Source organism: Paenibacillus sp. EKM10P (assembly GCF_011800655.1).
Classification (GTDB): Bacteria; Bacillota; Bacilli; order Paenibacillales; family Paenibacillaceae; genus Paenibacillus; species Paenibacillus polymyxa.
On record NZ_JAALET010000005.1, the window covers coordinates 176,569 to 194,492 of the forward strand.

The 17,924-nt window shown below is 44.5% G+C and carries 18 protein-coding genes; all 18 read right to left on the bottom strand.

Annotated elements, in window-relative coordinates; all coding sequences use genetic code 11:
* Positions 1-110 precede the first annotated feature (110 nt).
* The 18 genes from HFE01_RS15345 to sleB all read right to left on the bottom strand — a co-directional run bounded on the left by HFE01_RS15345 (position 111) and on the right by sleB (position 17,878).
* Entirely contained in the window at positions 111-1,196 is a 1,086-nt protein-coding gene (locus tag HFE01_RS15345; protein WP_107734215.1) for a low temperature requirement protein A, read from the bottom strand.
* A 187-nt stretch (positions 1,197-1,383) separates the two neighbouring features.
* Positions 1,384-2,451, bottom strand: a complete 1,068-nt coding sequence (locus HFE01_RS15350) for a dipeptidase (protein ID WP_107734216.1) — start codon at positions 2,449-2,451, stop codon at positions 1,384-1,386.
* Positions 2,452-2,568: 117 nt separating this feature from the next.
* Positions 2,569-2,829: a stage V sporulation protein S gene (locus tag HFE01_RS15355; RefSeq protein WP_007430104.1), complete on the bottom strand. Its 261-nt coding sequence runs from the start codon at positions 2,827-2,829 to the stop codon at positions 2,569-2,571.
* Between the two features lie 129 nt (positions 2,830-2,958).
* A complete protein-coding gene (locus HFE01_RS15360; protein ID WP_025364670.1) occupies positions 2,959-3,753 on the bottom strand; it encodes a TIGR00282 family metallophosphoesterase in 795 nt (264 codons plus the stop codon).
* 76 nt (positions 3,754-3,829) lie between these two features.
* The gene (rny, locus tag HFE01_RS15365) at positions 3,830-5,374 is read right to left on the bottom strand and encodes a ribonuclease Y (RefSeq protein WP_013309958.1); all 1,545 of its coding nucleotides are present in this window, start codon (positions 5,372-5,374) and stop codon (positions 3,830-3,832) included.
* 361 nt (positions 5,375-5,735) lie between these two features.
* Positions 5,736-6,485, bottom strand: coding sequence for a regulatory protein RecX (locus HFE01_RS15370; protein WP_107734217.1), 750 nt, complete (start codon positions 6,483-6,485; stop codon positions 5,736-5,738).
* A 210-nt stretch (positions 6,486-6,695) separates the two neighbouring features.
* Entirely contained in the window at positions 6,696-7,757 is a 1,062-nt protein-coding gene (gene recA / locus HFE01_RS15375) for a recombinase RecA (protein ID WP_025364668.1), read from the bottom strand.
* Between the two features lie 225 nt (positions 7,758-7,982).
* Positions 7,983-9,251 (bottom strand): competence/damage-inducible protein A, encoded by a 1,269-nt coding sequence (locus HFE01_RS15380; RefSeq protein ID WP_016821004.1) that lies wholly within the window; start codon positions 9,249-9,251, stop codon positions 7,983-7,985.
* 95 nt (positions 9,252-9,346) lie between these two features.
* The gene (gene pgsA / locus HFE01_RS15385) at positions 9,347-9,934 is read right to left on the bottom strand and encodes a CDP-diacylglycerol--glycerol-3-phosphate 3-phosphatidyltransferase (protein ID WP_016821003.1); all 588 of its coding nucleotides are present in this window, start codon (positions 9,932-9,934) and stop codon (positions 9,347-9,349) included.
* Between the two features lie 209 nt (positions 9,935-10,143).
* Complete coding sequence (locus HFE01_RS15390; RefSeq protein WP_013370750.1) at positions 10,144-10,635, bottom strand: YajQ family cyclic di-GMP-binding protein; 492 nt, start codon at positions 10,633-10,635, stop codon at positions 10,144-10,146.
* 145 nt (positions 10,636-10,780) lie between these two features.
* On the bottom strand, positions 10,781-10,945 hold the full coding sequence (locus HFE01_RS15395; RefSeq protein ID WP_013370749.1) for a hypothetical protein: 165 nt from the start codon (positions 10,943-10,945) through the stop codon (positions 10,781-10,783).
* Positions 10,946-11,029: 84 nt separating this feature from the next.
* Positions 11,030-12,124 carry a helix-turn-helix domain-containing protein gene (locus HFE01_RS15400; protein WP_107734218.1) on the bottom strand — a complete coding sequence of 365 codons (1,095 nt, stop codon included), beginning with the start codon at positions 12,122-12,124 and terminating at the stop codon, positions 11,030-11,032.
* 30 nt (positions 12,125-12,154) lie between these two features.
* Positions 12,155-12,928, bottom strand: a complete 774-nt coding sequence (locus tag HFE01_RS15405) for a DUF3388 domain-containing protein (protein ID WP_013370747.1) — start codon at positions 12,926-12,928, stop codon at positions 12,155-12,157.
* 229 nt (positions 12,929-13,157) lie between these two features.
* On the bottom strand, positions 13,158-13,412 hold the full coding sequence (locus HFE01_RS15410) for a DUF3243 domain-containing protein (protein ID WP_016821001.1): 255 nt from the start codon (positions 13,410-13,412) through the stop codon (positions 13,158-13,160).
* A 102-nt stretch (positions 13,413-13,514) separates the two neighbouring features.
* On the bottom strand, positions 13,515-14,282 hold the full coding sequence (gene ymfI, locus HFE01_RS15415) for an elongation factor P 5-aminopentanone reductase (RefSeq protein ID WP_016821000.1): 768 nt from the start codon (positions 14,280-14,282) through the stop codon (positions 13,515-13,517).
* 20 nt (positions 14,283-14,302) lie between these two features.
* Positions 14,303-15,583: an EF-P 5-aminopentanol modification-associated protein YfmH gene (gene yfmH / locus HFE01_RS15420; RefSeq protein ID WP_107734219.1), complete on the bottom strand. Its 1,281-nt coding sequence runs from the start codon at positions 15,581-15,583 to the stop codon at positions 14,303-14,305.
* A 2-nt stretch (positions 15,584-15,585) separates the two neighbouring features.
* Positions 15,586-16,866: an EF-P 5-aminopentanol modification-associated protein YfmF gene (gene yfmF / locus HFE01_RS15425; protein ID WP_167438447.1), complete on the bottom strand. Its 1,281-nt coding sequence runs from the start codon at positions 16,864-16,866 to the stop codon at positions 15,586-15,588.
* A gap of 160 nt (positions 16,867-17,026) precedes the next feature.
* The gene (gene sleB, locus HFE01_RS15430; RefSeq protein ID WP_107734221.1) at positions 17,027-17,878 is read right to left on the bottom strand and encodes a spore cortex-lytic enzyme; all 852 of its coding nucleotides are present in this window, start codon (positions 17,876-17,878) and stop codon (positions 17,027-17,029) included.
* Positions 17,879-17,924 lie beyond the last annotated feature (46 nt).

Below are 17,924 nucleotides of genomic sequence, written 5' to 3' on the forward strand. Positions count from 1 at the left end.
TACACATCTATGTTATTATACTCCTATTTCGACAAGAAAGAAAAGGATAGCGCATAAAGTTCCCTTTTTCGCCCTAACCAGCCATACATATCGTCCATATAAAACTGGGATCAAACCGTCATTTTTGCAAACAGAAGAAAGAAAAGCATGATCTCAGCTACGATGAGATGAGGAACTACAATAAATATATTCAGAATAAACAGCGCACAGAGGATTCCAGTTAAGAAAAGAATGACTCTGAGACGAGGTTTAAGATGACTCAATCTGTACTGATGGAATACCAGCAAAACTGACAAAAAATAAATAAAAACAGAAGCAAAAGTAAAGCAAAGCACAAAAGTATAGGCTGCTTGCCCTAAAAACAAGAGCTGTATGGAAGCCGCAAGCATGCTAAGAGAAAGATAAATAAACAAATGACCATAGATAATAGTCTGTCCTGCTGTTTGTTTGGATTTGTCTACGCGCTTCTCTATATTCTCAAAATATTGCCACCAGATTGCGATGACCAATACAAATGTCAAAGCAGCAAAACCAATGGAAGAGATCGTGAAATGATCGGATTGTAAAACAGAAAGTATACTTATCACTGATTCTCCAAGCAGGATTAAGGTGAACTGTGCAAAACGCTCCAAAAGATGCTCTGTATGGATAGGTGTGATCACCAATTTTTTACGACCGATTAATGGAACGAGGATATCAACCGCAATGCCAGTATACAAAATCAAATATCGAACCCACGAGTCGAAGAAAAGGGAGAAGCTAGAGATAACGATCCCAACCCAAAGATAGGTTCCAAAAAAACGAGCTGTTTCCTGTTTATGAGCCGTTTCCTTGGGGGCCAAAAGCAAATATTGAACGACAGTCAAACCTCTTAAGCCAATATAGCCAACAAAAAAAGATACATAATACGCATCAAAATCTATATTCAGGCTAGCAGTCATGATTAACACAAAAAATAATTGCAAAATCATAAAAATCCGATGCGTTATACTGTCTTGACCAAAACGATTGTTATAGACTGTTTGCCCCACCCATGCCCACCAGATCGGAATAAAAATCAAAATAAACTTCTCTAAATTATGCCAACCAACACTACCATGCTCAACATGTAGTAAAACATGAGTTGCCTTGGACACAGCTGCTACAAACAATAAATCATAAAAGAGTTCAAGCCAGGTAACCTTTTTTATCAGCATGATGTAACGGAGCTCCCCTCTAGTATGGCGGTATAGCATGGTGCTTTCAGGCTCGCTTCTACGTATGCCCAATTTCGGAAAGCGTTATTTTAGCACCATGCAATCCTCGGATGCTCCAATTATTTCGTAATCGTTCTCGCTTTGTCAAGAAAATGCTCAGCCGAAAACAACTGCGATATTAAGCTATTTAGGACAACATTTTAGATGGCAGATTTGTTCTTAAATAGTCCAGTGCATGTTCTCCAAGCCATCCCTTGACCAGCTCCTCAGAGTAATGCTTCAGCAGTAGTTCTGCAAAAGCCGGATATTTCCCCGCGTGCTCCAGTCCTCGCACATGGGCCTCGATACCGTCAAAATCAGAGCCGAACATCAAATGTCTTTCGCCACCCAATGAACAAATGTGCTCAATGTGCGGTAACAGATCCTCAGCGTGTACTGTACCCTGCTCTTTCAGAAACATCGTGACAAAGGTCAACCCAATTCGTCCGTTGCGGGCGATCAGCGCCCCAATCTGTTCGTCCCGCAAGTTACGGGGATGAGGACATCTCGCAAAGGCGTTCGAATGCGAGGCGATGGGCGGTAAGGCCGCCTCCTCCATCACTTCCCAAAAGCCTTGTACAGACAAGTGTGATACATCTAGCAGCAGTCCCAGACTATTACAGCGATTGACCAAATCATGTCCCTTGCGGGTTAGACCCCCACCTCTAAGCTCCATAATGCCGTCAGCCGCCCAATTTGCATAATTCCACGTCAGCCCGATCAACCGTATTCCCAATGCATAGCACACATCCGCATAAAACGGATTTCCTTCCAGCGCATCTACCCCTTCGAGTGAGAGTAACGCCCAAGGTGACTCTGTATGATTCGTTCCATTACTATCCCAATTCGTTATCTTTCCAGCTTGCTTCTCTACGTCTGTCTGGTGTACTTGCTCCATTTGACGTGCAGCGGACATATTTTTAAGTGCTGCCAATTCCTCTCTCCATAGCAAAGGTTTTAACCCGCCTGAGGTAGAAGTCACATGCTGCCTGAACAGTTCAATTTGACGAACCACATGCTCAAATTTTGGCGTACCCAATACCTGTGAAATATATATAGCGAACGTTTGCAACTTTACGTTGCCTTCTAGCAAACGCTCTTTTGTGACATCAAGCGATGAATGACTGAAATCTACCTGCGAATCGAGTTGCATTTTACATAACACGTCGCAGTGAAGATCAACAACTGGCCAATTCGCTTCAAACTTATCATTCATGCACTATACCCCCATTGGATTAAAGCCCACAAATTTATTTTGAAAACCATAGGAGCTAACCACAAAGCAAAAAAGCCCGTTTACAAAACGTAAACAGGCTCAGGCAACTTCTATTTATTATCTTGGCTCTACAATCAATTTGATCGCAGTCCGATCTTCTCCATCAATAACAATGTCTGTAAAAGCAGGAATACAAATCAAATCCACTCCGCTTGGTGCGACAAATCCCCGGGCAATGGCTACCGCTTTAATGGCTTGGTTTAGTGCACCCGCTCCAATCGCCTGTAATTCTGCATTTCCGCGTTCACGCAGTACTCCTGCGAGTGCGCCTGCAACTGAATTGGGATTGGATTTTGCTGATACTTTTAATACATCCATAGTAAGTACCTCCCCTGGGAATGATGATGGTTTGATTCCACTATTAGATGTTATTCGAGGGTCAGCAAAAAATTCCTGCTTTTTGGTGACAGTTTTCCTTATTCTTTCCTTAAGTAGCTCACAACAAAGTTAATCCATCCGCCATTCGTCTTCTTTAAGCCTGATTTTCTGAATTTTCCGGGCTTTCCCATCGTCATCATTGAGCTCTACGCTGATGGCATGAAAGTGCCATTTGCCCATGTCCACTTGAAAGCGTACCGGAAGCTGGGTCTGAAATTTCTGTAATACAGCCTCTTTCTGCATACCAAGCACGCCCTCATAAGGACCTACCATTCCCGCATCTGTCTGATACGCAGTTCCTTGTGGCAAAATCGTATCATCATTACTTTGTACGTGTGTATGCGTTCCTACCACGATTGATGCGCGTCCATCCAGATGCCAGCCCATAGCAATTTTTTCGGAAGTGGCTTCAGCGTGAAAATCTACTAGAATATGTTTATGTTTTTTGCGTAGCTCGTCTACAATTTCATCTGCTGCCCGAAATGGACAGTCAATAGCTGGCAAAAAGGTTCTACCTTGCAGGTTAACAATGGCTAGTTCCTTACCTCCACCTTTTACAACAGTATAACCCCGACCTGGTGTCCCTGGTGGAAAGTTAGCCGGACGGATGATCCGCGGCTCATCATCTATAAAATCAAATATCTCCTTATTGTCCCATGTATGATTGCCCATCGTAATCCCATGAACGCCCCAATCAAAAAACTCTCTGGCGATGGCTTGAGTAATTCCTCTTCCCGAAGCTGCATTTTCTCCGTTCACAATAATAACATGCGGGTTGTATTTTGATTTTAGCGAAGGGAGATTCTCCCTCAGTGCCTTTCTGCCTACACTGCCGACGATGTCTCCAATAAATAATACGTTGATAGAAAACCCTCCCTAGTCTGCCTTACATAATGAAAAGTGGCCCTACAAGCAGCGGCCACTTTTCATTGAAATGCTTTTATTTTGCGTATTCTACCGCACGGGTCTCGCGAATAACGGTAACCTTAATATGCCCTGGATAATCCAGTTCATTCTCAATCGTTTTCGTAATATCGCGGGCCAATCGGAATGCTTCCGCATCATCAATTTTCTCTGGCTGTACCATGACACGAACTTCGCGTCCGGCTTGAATTGCGTATGATTTCTCAACGCCTTCAAAAGATTCGGAGATGCGTTCGAGCTTCTCTAGACGACGGATGTACGTCTCTAGCGTTTCACGCCGCGCTCCCGGTCTTGCTGCTGACAGAGCATCTGCCGCTCCAACCAGCATGGCGATCACTGAAGTCGCTTCGCAGTCGCCGTGATGTGAAGCAATGCTGTTGATAACGACCGGGTGTTCCTTGTACTTCTTCGCCAGTTCCACGCCAATTTCAACGTGTGATCCTTCCACTTCGTGATCCAGCGCCTTCCCGATGTCATGCAGCAATCCTGCCCGTCTTGCCAGTACAACGTCCTCGCCCAGTTCCCCGGCCATTAGACCTGTCAAGTATGCAACTTCCATCGAGTGCTTCAATACGTTCTGTCCGTAACTCGTACGGAACTTAAGACGTCCCAAGATCTTGATCAAATCCGGATGCAAGCTATGCACACCCACTTCAAAGGTAGCCTGTTCACCATACTCACGGATTCGTTCGTCCACCTCTTTACGGGATTTTTCCACCATCTCTTCAATACGAGCCGGATGTATCCGTCCGTCCGCTACGAGCTTCTCAAGAGCAGTACGCGCAATCTCTCTACGAATCGGATCAAATCCGGACAATATAACAGCTTCCGGCGTATCATCAATAATGAGGTCGATTCCAGTAAGGGTTTCAAGTGCACGAATGTTACGGCCTTCGCGTCCGATAATCCGGCCTTTCATTTCTTCGTTCGGCAATGTCACAACAGAAACCGTCGTTTCTGCTACATGATCTGCCGCACAGCGTTGGATGGCCAGTGTGATGATTTCGCGGGACTTTTTGTCCGCTTCTTCTTTGGCCTGCTGTTCAATTTCCTTAATCATCTGAGCTGTTTCATGACGAACTTCCTGCTCTACGTTGGTCAGAATAATACTTCTTGCATCCTCCATCGTAAGATTAGAAATACGCTCCAACTCAGTTACCTGGCTCTTGTAAATCAAATCAATTTGCTGCTGGGTTTCATCGATTCGTTTCTCTTTGTTGGCCACTTGTTCTTCTTTGCGTTCCAGCGATTCCAATTTTTTATCCAGCGATTCTTCTTTTTGCAGCAATCTTCGTTCCTGTCGTTGAATTTCATTACGACGTTCACGAGTTTCTTTTTCAGCTTCGGCACGGATGCGATGAATTTCATCTTTTGCTTCCAATACCGTTTCCTTCTTCAGCGCTTCTGCCTCTTTTTTCGCGTTCTCCACGATTTGCGCGGCAGCTTCTTCCGCACTGGAGATCTTAGCTTCTGCAATAGATTTGCGAATAAAATAACCAATCCCGAACCCAAAGAATAACGCGGCTACAGCAACGAGAACGAACCAGATCGCAGTCATCATACTGTTCACCTCCCCGTTGGTTCCTCCAAGGCATTCCTTGGGACTTTTTGAAATTGTCACATTTACTTTGATCGTCAAACTAAGATAACGACTCAAGGTCGCTTCATTTCATATGCACATGCTTTCACACGTACAATTCCGCCTGGCATAGCGGCATCACTTGTTATTTGGCGATGAGAACTTTACCGTGGATTCCGCTTTTTTGGAAGGAAAAAGGGCACTCCACAAATATCGTTTCATATATATTTTATTATTTGACAAATGGCATTGTCAAGGGAATGCAAACATTAGTAGACTACCGTGCAGCTGTCCATATCATAATTAGCTCATCTAGCCAGAAGTTCAGCTACCGTTTTGCAACTTATTCCTCCCAATGCAGTAATTCCTCGTCATCGAAAGCTCCGTCTTGCTCAGCCGCACTGAGATGATTGACCACGCGGCGTGTCATATCCCCCGAATATCCGCGTCTCATAAGAAACGGAAATGTTTTCCTTTTTTTATCCATTATATCACCACGTACCTGATTCCATTTTTTACGTCCAATCGACAATGCACTCTCCCACTCCTCATTGTCAGTGATCTCACCTAATGCTTCCCCGATAGAGGCTTTAGAGATGCCCTTCTGACGAAGTTCTTGTCTGATCCACATCTTACCCTTACGTCGGCTTGTTATACGCTGTCTTGCCCACTGACGGGCGTATAAATCATCATCTACAAGCTTCTCCCGTTGCAATCGCACCAATATCTCATCAATAACAGTCTGATCCACTTCCTTTTGCGCTAAACGCTGGGCAATTTCCTGACGTGTACGAGGCTTTTGCCCCAAATAGCGCAGCGCATGTACATAAGCCTGTTGTTTTTCATCTGCCAGAACGATATCTTCTAGTTCTTTTTTGACGAATGACGTTCCTTTGAACATGTTGTACTTGATCATTACATCTTCCAATACAGACAGTGAATATGGACCAAAATGAATGATGTATCTTCCACGGTTGCGTCTCTGCCCCTGCTCCACTCTAGTAATCATCAATTCCTCATGATCTGGAAAAAGAGAAATCCCTTGCTGTTTATCTTCTTCCGAAGTGTATTCATCTTTATCGTCCAACTGCACTATGTTTCCCTCACTTTGAAATTCACGAAAGCAGCCTATGATCACCTGCTACGCAAAAGTTAGATTCTGCTGACAAAGCAGACTGTATTTGATGCAAAAATGCCCTGCACAACTGTGCAGGGCATCAGAATTATGCTATTCAAACGGACTGTACCATAATCCCTAGGCTACAGTTCACATGACAGATCAAAAGCGAAGTCTCAGGCAAGCTTATTCAAGCTCCAGCAATTCCTGTTCTTCCTTGGCCTCCTGCGCTAACTCTTCTTCTGTCGGTGGAGCAATTGTTGTAATCAAATTACTGGCCACCCGGATTTTTTGCTCGATCGTACTAGCAATGTTCGGATTTTCCTTCAAAAATTGCTTTGCATTCTCACGTCCCTGACCAAGGCGCTCGCCTTCGTAGGAATACCAAGCTCCGCTCTTGTCGACAATGTCATGCTCCGTGCCGATGTCAATCAAGCTTCCTTCTTTGGAAATACCCTCACCGTACATAATATCCACTTCGGCCTGACGGAAAGGAGGCGCAACTTTGTTCTTCACGACTTTAATACGTGTGCGGTTACCCACGATGTCGTTACCCATTTTCAAGCTTTCGATACGACGAACATCCAAACGTACCGTAGAGTAAAACTTCAAAGCACGTCCACCTGGTGTAGTTTCAGGGTTACCGAACATAACACCTACTTTTTCACGGAGCTGGTTGATAAAGATAGCAATGGTTTTCGATTTATTAATGGCTCCAGACAGCTTACGTAATGCCTGTGACATCAAACGCGCTTGAAGACCGACATGGGAATCTCCCATTTCGCCTTCAATCTCTGCCTTCGGTACAAGTGCCGCTACAGAGTCTATGACGATAATATCCACTGCCCCACTACGCACAAGAGCTTCGGCAATCTCCAATGCCTGCTCACCTGTATCTGGTTGCGATAGTAACAACTCATCAATATTGACACCCAGCTTGCTCGCATACGACGGATCAAGCGCATGCTCGGCATCGATAAAGGCGGCTTGTCCGCCTGTTTTTTGCACCTCTGCGATAGCATGAAGAGCTACTGTCGTTTTACCGGATGATTCCGGTCCATATACTTCAATAATCCGGCCTCTTGGAAAGCCGCCCGTTCCTAACGCAATATCCAAAGCAATCGAACCACTGGGGATTGTTTCCACTTGCATGTGGGTAGACTCACCCAACTTCATAATGGAACCTTTACCAAATTGCTTTTCTATTTGACGGAGCGCCATATCCAGCGCAGCACGACGATCTGACAATAAACTCACATCCTTCATTGTTTGTACTTTAATAATACCTTGTTTTGACACGCTTGCCAAGCATTTTTTCGAACATACATTCGTTTTTTTATTTCCCACAACTCTCTTCTATAATTAAACCTTTCTCATAAAACGAAAAAAGAACCGCTGGCAAAAAGCTTTGCAACGGTTCTTCCGATAAGGAGATTATATCATGAATATCTATCTAAAACAACTCATCGATAATTAAGAGAGTTTCTCGTTCTCTACCAATCGACGCCACAATCTGTACAAGATAGCTTTGACGGATCGCAAGCGAATGGTCTCACGGTTACCGCTTAAATTTAGCTCATATACCTCCGTTTCCTTGTCACGCTGAGCAATACCAATATACACCAGACCGACTGGCTTCCGCTCGGAATATCCGGGCCCAGCTACACCAGTAACGGAAAGTCCGAAATCACTGTCCATAATCATTCTTGCCTGCTCTGCAAGCACAAGGGCTACTTCCTTACTCACTGCGCCTGGCGCATGATCGCCTTCCAAATAATCATAGGGCACATTGAGCAATTTCATCTTCATTTCATTGGAATAACACACGATGCCACCTTGAAACATAACAGCACTGCCAGGTATAGAAGTGATGTGTTCCATCAGCATACCGCCTGTACAGCTTTCCGCCGCACTCACAGTGAGTCCGCGTTTGGCCATTAAATCTACAATCACCTTCTCCAGCGTAACATCTTCACTTGCATACATATATTCGGAAAGACGTTGCTGAATTTGTACTTCCGTAGCCGTTAGCTTAATTAAAGCTTCACTCTCACTGGCCGCCTTGGTGGATATACGGATCGTAACTTCCCCTTCCTTGGCATAAGGAGCAATCGTGGGGTCCGTCTGGGATTGGATCAGATCTAGCAAGCGAGTTTCAAGAGCTGACTCACCGATCCCTGCAAATTTTAGCATTTTCGAATAAATTGGCATCTCCTCACCGCTCAATGCCTGCTGAAGCAACCATGGTTTAGCATGATTTGCAAACATAGGTTTAAGCTCCTTAGGCGGTCCGGGCAAAACCACATAAAATTTACCGTCCTGTGCAATCGCATCCCCTATAGCTAAACCTGTCTCATTTTCAAGCGGAGTGGCTCCTTCAATAGAAAGCGCCTGCCGGCGGTTATTCTCGGTCATTTCGACCCCGCGGTTCCGGAAAAACTGATCAAGCTTGTCCATGGCAAGACGATCTATCTGCAATTTCCGCCCCAATACAGCCGCTATCGCATCTTTTGTCAAATCGTCCTGAGTTGGTCCCAGCCCACCAGAAAACAAAATAATATCCGCACGCTTCTGAGCAAGTCGTACCGCTTCCTGAAGTCGATCCATGTTATCGCCAACTACAGTCTGAAAATATACATCAATGCCGATTGTAGCTAGCTCTTGTGATAAATATTGGGCATTTGTATTTACTATTTGTCCAAGTAATAACTCTGTTCCTACTGCAATAATTTCAGCTTTCATCAATTCGTCCTCCTATGATGCGTATATTGTGGGAATTATGTAAAGAAACAGCAATAAGTTAAGTCCCTATTGCTGTTTCCATAAGATTTATCCTGTTACACTTTAGAGGAGCTCAGCAAATGGATATTCTTTACAAAGTAATCAATACCCGAATAAATGGTGATTAACACAGCTGCCCATATCGCTATTAAATCAAACGGAATACCCAGAAAAACAAACGGGAAATTATTAATGAGCAGTGCTACAATAGCAACGATCTGGATGATCGTCTTTAATTTCCCCCAATTGCTTGCAGCAACCACAGAGCCATCCAATAAAGCGATCTGTCTTAGACCCGTAACCGCAAACTCACGACTGACAATCACAACAACAACCCATGAATCGATTTTTCCCATTTCTACCAAAGAAACCAAAATAGCAGTTACCAACAGCTTATCAGCAAGGGGGTCCAACAGCTTGCCCAAATTGGTGACCATATTATTTTTACGAGCCAAATATCCGTCAAGGCCGTCTGTGCTGGCTGCTACAAGGAAAATAATAGCCGCAATCAGCTGATTATACGGCAGCTTGAAAGCACCGATCTCAATCGGTGGCGGATAAAAATCAAAATCCACCAGCAAAGCCAGCATCATCACCGGGATAAGGCAAATCCGCGTTATTGTAATTCTGTTGGGTAAATTCACAACACACTCTCCCCTGATTATCGTACTTGATTACAAATGGCAGCTTTCGGATTGAAATCAATCCTATGTAAAATCGCTTTCGACGAGCGTTATACACCTTAATGTCTGCATTTTCGTTACAAGTATAATATGGCGCAAAACGCATGTCAAAATAACCTGCTGCACATCAAGCAACGTTTAGTCCTACAAAATCTATGAGAGAAAACGGCTTATTTCATGTTTGTAAATTGAAGCTCCAACGGCAGATCAGCTTTCCGCAGCAATTGAATAATGGCCTGTAGGTCATCCCTATTTTTTCCAGTTACTCGAATTTGATCACCTTGAATCTGACTTTTCACTTTTAGCTTGGAATCCCGAATAAGGATATTAATTTTTTTGGCGTTATCCTGATCAATTCCCTGCTTAAGAGAAAGACGCTGACGCACTGAACCTAAAGAGGCTGGTTCTAATTTTCCAAATTCCACATTTTTAAGGGATAAACCTCGTTTGACCATTTTAGATTGCAAAATATCAATCACCGCATTAAGCTTGTATTCATCTTCCGATGCAATCGTAAGAGCATCTTTCTCAAGCTTGAGGCTACTTTTGCTCCCCTTGAAATCAAATCTTGTTTCAATTTCACGCTCCGTCTGATGAACCGCATTTGTTAACTCCTGCATATCCATTTTGGAGACGATATCAAATGAATTTTCTGAAGCCATCGTTTCACTTTCCTTTCCACAACAAAGTTCAATATCTAATTATAGGCTAGTCATTTATAAAAATCCAATAATCCGTTCACTAAAAAGGCGTTCTTGCCAGTTCCCCGACAAAAACGCCTTTATTTACAATTACAGTTTAACATTTCTAATAGTGACTTCGTGTTGGATTTCTAAACATATCCAAAATTCCAAGCACAATGTGAGCAAGACCAAAGCCTAATATGCCATAGCCCCATGCATTCGGTGTTAGATAATAGCCCAGTAAACTGACAATAATCCCGAGCCCAGTCACAATCCAGCTGACGGTCATAACGTATACACCTCACTTTGCGGAAAATGAAATGACTGACTTTCCAAGAATTACAGTCATTAGTATTTCCCCGCAACAAGGCATTTATTCACCATCAGTAGTTGTACTAGAATCTGTCCCACTTTGTGTAGTATCCGTACTACCATTTGTCGTCGTATCCGTTGAACCCGTCACCCCAGTACTCGCTCCAGTGGAAGAAGCTTCCCCTTGCTGTATCAACACCCGAGTCGTCGATTTATTATCGGTTATCGGTTGGCCGGCGACGGAAATATCCGTGGCAGAAGACCGTCCTGATTTGATATATAAGCCTTCTGGACCGATATCGAAAGACATGGCATCTCCACTTTTAGTCATACCATAGCTCAGCTTTTCTCCACGGGAATTTTGTCCCTTGTACACCTCAAGCCAGCTTTCGCCCGTTGCTTTAATATCAACCTTGACCGTGGCCCCCGTTGCACTGGAGACTTTGAAGATCGTCGTCTTGCCTTGCTTACCATCCTGAGCCACAGTTACTCCCTGCGCTGGCGTAGTCGTATCCGGCTGCTGACCAGGATTTGGAGTAGTCGCATCTGTAGTTCCCGTACCACCTGGCTGGGTTTCCCCGTTTTTTCCCGTATCAGGGGTCTGCCCGCCAGCACCATTTGGTGCCGTTGTCTGACCATTATTCGGTGTCGTAGTTGTATTTGGAGTAGACGTGTTTGGTGTCGTACTTGGCGTTGTGTTAGGTGTTGTACTTGGTGTACTTGGTGTTGTAATCGGCGTTGTATTTTCTGCTGTTTTTGGAGTGGAATGGTTGTTACTCACCCAATAAGCATAAATAACCCCAACAATGAGAACTAGAAAAAGCCACATTAACGCTGTAGGCAACCATTTAAGATTCCCAATCGTCGCGGGACGGCTGGAGCGTTTTTGTGTAACAGGCTCCATGACTGCTTCCGGTTCAGGTTCAGGCACATTGCTTTGGTGCCCTTCCAGAAGCTCATCGGGATTCAACCCAACCGTTTCGGCGTATGTTTTAATAAAAGCTCTGACATAAAAGCTTCCCGGCAGCACTTTGTAATCGCCCGTCTCAATGGCTTCCAGATAACGTTTGCGTATCTTCGTCATTTCCTGAACATCGTCAAGGCTCAATCCTTTTTGCAGCCGGGCCTCCTTTAATTGCTGACCCAGTTCTGACATGTCATCATCTCCTTGTGTAATTACACTTATTTAAAGATCTTCTGTATAACTGGCTGTAAAGGTATCATAAATAATTTCCTCAGCCGGATTATTGCGAAGTTCAATAATGATATTGAAATCGTCAAAGCTGTATCCCGATTCACGCACAAATACATCAGGATGCTCAATCACTTTGGTACTTGGCATGCTCATAATTTCCTGAAGCAGGTGATAATGTCTTTCATTGGATCGAATGGTACTCACAATGCCGTCAATAATAAACACATTGTTGGGATTCATTTCTTCCTCAGAAAGCTGACTGCGTACCGTCTGTCGTAATAACGTCGACGACACAAAAGTCCAACGCTTCATTGCACATACACTACTGGCAATAATGGATTCCGTTTTACCAACACGCGGCATTCCGCGAAGACCGATTACCTGATTGCCATCCCTCTTTAATACTTCACCCAAAAAATCGACCAGCAACCCAAGCTCATCACGTGTAAAACGGAAAGTTTTACGATCATCCGAATCCCGATCGATGTAACGGCCGTGTCTTACTGCCAATATATCGACCAGTCTTGGAGCACGTAAGGCCGTGACTGTAATGTTGCTGGCTTTTTTCAACGTATCTCCGAGAATGCGTATTTTCTCGTCATCGTCTGTTTCGAGAAGCATCCCCCGTCTTTCGCCTTCAACACCGTTAATCGTCAGTATATTAACCCCCAGAATACCAAGCATGGAAGCAATGTCCCCCAGCAGTCCGGGTCGATTTTTATGTATCTTGTATTCCATGTACCACTGTTTTGTCTCTTCCGTCACGTTAGCACCTCATTCACATTCAAACCGTCAACAATGCCAAATCAAAGCCTTATTGTATCATAAGATAGCATCATTCGACAAAACCCAATTATTGAAATTCGATAGGCTACAGTGTGTTGTAAGCCTCAATCACGTTTATGATATATAAATTACAATGGAATTACAAGAACAGCTCTGTAACCATTACAGAAAAGCCCCCCAAAAGGGAGCTTTTCATGTTGGTTCCTACTTATGCGTTGCTCTTAGCTAATTTAACCATTAGCCGGGCGATGGTGTGACGTTCGTCCTCATCGGCAACTCCCCACAGTTCTTTCAGTGCGCGGTTGGAATGGTTAGCTGGATCGACCTTCTCATCCAGAAAATCACCGATTTCGTAAGCAAGCTCCGCAATGGTATCTTGACTGATTCCCAGCTTCTCTGCTTGCTCTACACGCTGACCAAGGAACTTTTTCCAAACATCAAAATTCTGAACAACTGTTGACATACTTAAATCCTCCTTAGATGATTCAGATTTAAAATCAACAGTTGTAATATGCTCTTCACAGACGCTTACTATACTGGTGAATTCCTCCAAGCGCTGTTTTCCTTACGTCACCCATCCTCCGTTAGGACTTATGACCTGGCCATTAATATAACCTGACTCAGGAAGCGCAAGAAAATAAACTAGGGACGATATTTCATCAGGCCGTGCCAATCGTCCAGCAGGGATTTCTTCTTCCAAACTGTTAATTTCGCCTGCATCCAAATGATCCAACATCGACGTATCTACCGCCCCTGGAGCCACAGCATTCACTGTTACGCCAGAAGGCGCAACCTCTTGAGCCAGTGCTTTAGTGAAAGCGTTAATGCCTCCCTTGGTAGTGGAGTACAATACCTCGCACGAAGCTCCACATATGCCCCACACAGACGAAACATTCACAATACGGCCATAGCGTTGGGAAATCATATGCGGCATAAAAACCTGCGTACACAAAAAAGTTCCCTTAACATTCACGGCCATCACTTCGTCCCATTCCTCTTCCGATACATCTGAAAGCAGCCCATAATGAGATAATCCAGCATTATTCACTAGAATATCTGGCTTCATTCCGTGATTATCCAGCTTTTCCCGCATACGTTCAATCTGCTCCTTACTCCGCAGATCGGCTGAAACAGTCATTACCTTGCCTGAATAAGTCATGCAACGACGAGCAACTTCATTTGCTTTTTCATGGGACTTCATGTAGTGAATGACCACATTCATCCCTACTGCTGCAAAACGTTCAGCAATAGCCGCACCAATTCCACCACTTGCTCCTGTAATCAGCACAGTCGTATCGCCAATAGCCTTTAACTCTCCGCCCTCGGTGGTCATCGGTTCCCTCTCCCTGGACATTACGGACTCACCACCAGCGATATTGCCATTTGATCCCACTTTATATGATCTTTCAGACGACGGTTTACATCCTCAAGCGTGATACTTTCATAAACCGGAAGCAATTGAAAAAAATCACTGTCGCGGAAGCGATGTCTTGTAAACTCATGCGCAATATTTTCGGGAGAATTGAGAGTGCGTAGATAACCGCCGATCTTCTTTTTGCGCGCTCGTTCAAAATGTTCTGCTGCAAACCCCTGCTTCTGAATAGACTCTACCTCTTCTCGTATCCTAGCCAACAGCCGATCAGGGTCTTTGGTATCCCCGCCGATCGCAGAAAATGCATACCGTTGCGTACTATTGTACTCATGGCCAAAACTGTCCGAAATCAGGTCCTCATCGTAGAGCTTCTGATATAGCTGTGTACTGGAACCAAACAAGAGATCAAGCATCAGCTTGGTTTCCAGATCATGACGTAGCAAAGCTTCTCCCGTTAGACCTACTTCAGCCTCCTTGAATCCAAACAGCAACTTTGGCAAAGAAACAGCCAGCTTTACCTCATGACGCGGCTCTGCAACCGTTGTGGGTTCATCATCGAAAATCCGCTCGATCTCCCCCTGCGGCTTATAGTCCTTTTTCGCCTGATTATTACGTACCAATTCGGTTATTTCGGCTGGATCCACTCCACCTACTACAAAAAGAATCATATTACTTGGATGGTAAAAAGCTTCATAGCAACTGTACAACGTTTCCTTCGTAATCGTACTGATGGATTGAATAGTACCTGCTATATCAATATGCACCGGATGGACCTTGTACAATGCCTCAATCAGACCAAAGTAACTCCGCCAGTCGGGGTTATCTTCATACATATTGATTTCCTGGCCTATAATGCCTTTTTCCTTCTCCACATTTTCATCTGTAAAGTAAGGATGCTGAACAAAATTGACTAGTGTGGTCAAATTCTCTTGAATGCGTTCGGTTGCCGAAAACAGATATACGGTCTGATCAAAGCTCGTAAATGCGTTCGCCGATGCTCCATTAGAGGAAAAGGTAGCAAAAATATCGCCTTCGGGCTCTTCAAACATTTTATGCTCCAAAAAATGAGCTATGCCATCCGGCACCTTGACGGACTGTTGACCTTCTACCCGGAAATGATTATCAACCGAGCCATATTTAGTTGCAAATGTGGCATACGTCTTCTGAAAGCCCGGTTTGGGCAACACATAAACGTGCAAGCCATTATCCATTACTTCATAGTACAGCGTCTCCTGCAAGTGCTCATACGATATATGCTCCAACGCTATTCCCCCTTCTGGTCTCTCAAGAAATAAATAGTGTCCAGTCGGAACGTCCGGGCGGCATCCTGAACATCCTGCACCTTGACTGCCTCCACCTGGCTCAGCAGCTCCTCGACCGTCCGCTCTTTGCCGGAAAGCTGTCTGTTAAAATCATAGGCAATCATCTCAAAAGCGGAGTCCTGCATTTCCTTTAGCAAGTTGCGTATCATTGCCTGCGTTTGGGTCATTTCCAGCTCGGTAATTGCTCCATTTTGTGTATCTTCCAGTTGCTTGCGGATAATAGTAACCGCTTTTTCATAATTAGGAATTTCGATACCGGATTGTATTGTGCCAATGCCTTTATGCCCGTCATAGCGTGACGAAGCATAATACGCCAAACTCTCCTTCTCCCTCACATTGACAAACAGCTTTGAATGCGGATACCCACCCAGAACGCCATTGTACATTAATGCAGAAGCATAACGTTCATCGCCATACGTAATAGAGGTTCGTAGCCCCATGTTGAGCTTGCCTTGGTTTACATCAAGACGCTCTACTATAGTTTGAACATCACGTTCTACCGATTTGGGCTGTTCAGGTACATATCCCGTTTCCGTCGAGCGGTTTAATTGAAAATAGCGATCCACAAACTTTTCAACTTCTTCCAGCGTGGTATCTCCCACGACGTATAAATCCATGCTGGCATTATTCAGCCAGTCTCCATAAGCCTCATACAAATTTTGTGCATTTATGCTGTCTAGATCTGATCGTTGACCAAGAGGATGCAGACGATAAGGCTCATCTTTGCACATCTCCTCCATACAACGCTCCCCAGCATAACGTATTTTATCATTAACTATAGATTCCAGCTTCTTACGAACATTTTCTCGTTCCTGCTGTACATATCCCGTTTGAAATGCACCGTTTTCCAATGCAGGCTTCGTCAGAACCTCTCCAAGGAAAGAAAACGAACGATCCAGCAAACTATCCGGACTGCTTACAAAGTTGTCATTAATTGTATCCATGCGAAATTGCACGATCTGATAATCTCCACGTTTATATACATCGAATCCAAAACCCGCACCATACAATTGTTCTAACTGCTCTCTAAATTGTGTAGTCTGCGGATACGATTCTGTACCCCGTCGCAGAACGAAAGGTACCAGTCCCACACGAGTTACAGTTTCCTCACGTAGCGGAGTACCTACATACAACGATATGGCGAACGTCTTAAAGCGCTTGGTGGGCAGTACATGAATCCTTAGTTGTCTGCGTGTGCCACGCTCGAAACCTGTTTTGTTCAAGTCCAAAACTCCTTTGTGACGTCAATTTGCGTCTAGCCTTTGATTAGCAATAGCTACTGTACATCTTTTTCCTGTAAAGAGGTAAAGTGTACCAATCTATATTCTAACCATGCAAAAGCCAAGAAGCAACCGGAGACAAGCTCCCGGCTGCTTCGGCGTTTTACATGCAGAAAATATGTTCCCCGATGGTTTTCACCTGCGGACGGCTCCAAATCCATTTGGAGGTAGCTGTTTTAGGGTTAAAATAATATAGACATCCTCCGCTTGGGTCCCAGCCGTTCAGGGCTTGACGTACCGCCTTTTGTGCAGTCTCATTCGGCGTGAGCCAGATTTGGCCGTCTGCTACAGCAGTGAAAGCCCCCGGCTGAAAGATTACCCCAGACGGTGTATTCGGAAAACTTGGCGACTTGACCCTGTTCAAAATAACAGCCGCCACGGCAACTTGTCCTTCAAACGGCTCACCGCGGGATTCACCATAGACCGCATTGGCCATGATTTTAAGATCGTTTTCAGACAGTCCCATGGTGTTGGCTGATCCCATCGTTTCCTCATTTTGATCAGATTTATCGTTTTTGTTCGCTGCCTGTCCCTGATCAGAACCTTGATTATTACGATGCATAGGCGTTTCCGTCGGCTTCCAGTGTGGAGTAGCATTCACCAGCTTTAATTTGGTTTTCGCACCTACCACTCCATCGGGTCTGATACCAAACTCCTTTTGAAAACCCTTTACAGCCTTTAGTGTACTGCTGCCAAAATGGCTGTCCACTTTTCCGCCAAAAAAACCCAGCAGCTTCAATCGTGATTGCAGTTCATATACATCCTGGCCATAAGTGCCAAAATCAACCGCTTCTGAACTGAATGTCGGCTGAACAGGCTGCGCCGCTGTTACTTTCTGCTGCGTGCTTGGCGACTCTACTCGCTGCTGTACAGAGTCGTTTTTAAAAAGTCCTGTGTACGTAATAGCCGAGGCTGCGAGGATACCCGTGCAAATCCAGACCATTGTTTTTTTCATATGCTGCGCTCTACCTTTCTTTTGTGGGATTAACAGGATGGCTACG

What these genes read in the sequence shown, in the direction of transcription:
- HFE01_RS15400 (WP_107734218.1), bottom strand. Translation starts at nt 12,124, where the DNA reads ATGTCAGAACTGGGTCAGCAATTAAAGGAGGCCCGGCTGCAAAAAGGA.
- rny (WP_013309958.1), bottom strand. Translation starts at nt 5,374, where the DNA reads ATGATGACTGCGATCTGGTTCGTTCTCGTTGCTGTAGCCGCGTTATTC.
- HFE01_RS15355 (WP_007430104.1), bottom strand. Translation starts at nt 2,829, where the DNA reads ATGGATGTATTAAAAGTATCAGCAAAATCCAATCCCAATTCAGTTGCA.
- ymfI (WP_016821000.1), bottom strand. Translation starts at nt 14,282, where the DNA reads ATGACCACCGAGGGCGGAGAGTTAAAGGCTATTGGCGATACGACTGTG.
- HFE01_RS15345 (WP_107734215.1), bottom strand. Translation starts at nt 1,196, where the DNA reads ATGCTGATAAAAAAGGTTACCTGGCTTGAACTCTTTTATGATTTATTG.
- HFE01_RS15390 (WP_013370750.1), bottom strand. Translation starts at nt 10,635, where the DNA reads ATGGCTTCAGAAAATTCATTTGATATCGTCTCCAAAATGGATATGCAG.
- HFE01_RS15350 (WP_107734216.1), bottom strand. Translation starts at nt 2,451, where the DNA reads ATGAATGATAAGTTTGAAGCGAATTGGCCAGTTGTTGATCTTCACTGC.
- HFE01_RS15410 (WP_016821001.1), bottom strand. Translation starts at nt 13,412, where the DNA reads ATGTCAACAGTTGTTCAGAATTTTGATGTTTGGAAAAAGTTCCTTGGT.
- HFE01_RS15395 (WP_013370749.1), bottom strand. Translation starts at nt 10,945, where the DNA reads ATGACCGTCAGCTGGATTGTGACTGGGCTCGGGATTATTGTCAGTTTA.
- HFE01_RS15380 (WP_016821004.1), bottom strand. Translation starts at nt 9,251, where the DNA reads ATGAAAGCTGAAATTATTGCAGTAGGAACAGAGTTATTACTTGGACAA.
- sleB (WP_107734221.1), bottom strand. Translation starts at nt 17,878, where the DNA reads ATGAAAAAAACAATGGTCTGGATTTGCACGGGTATCCTCGCAGCCTCG.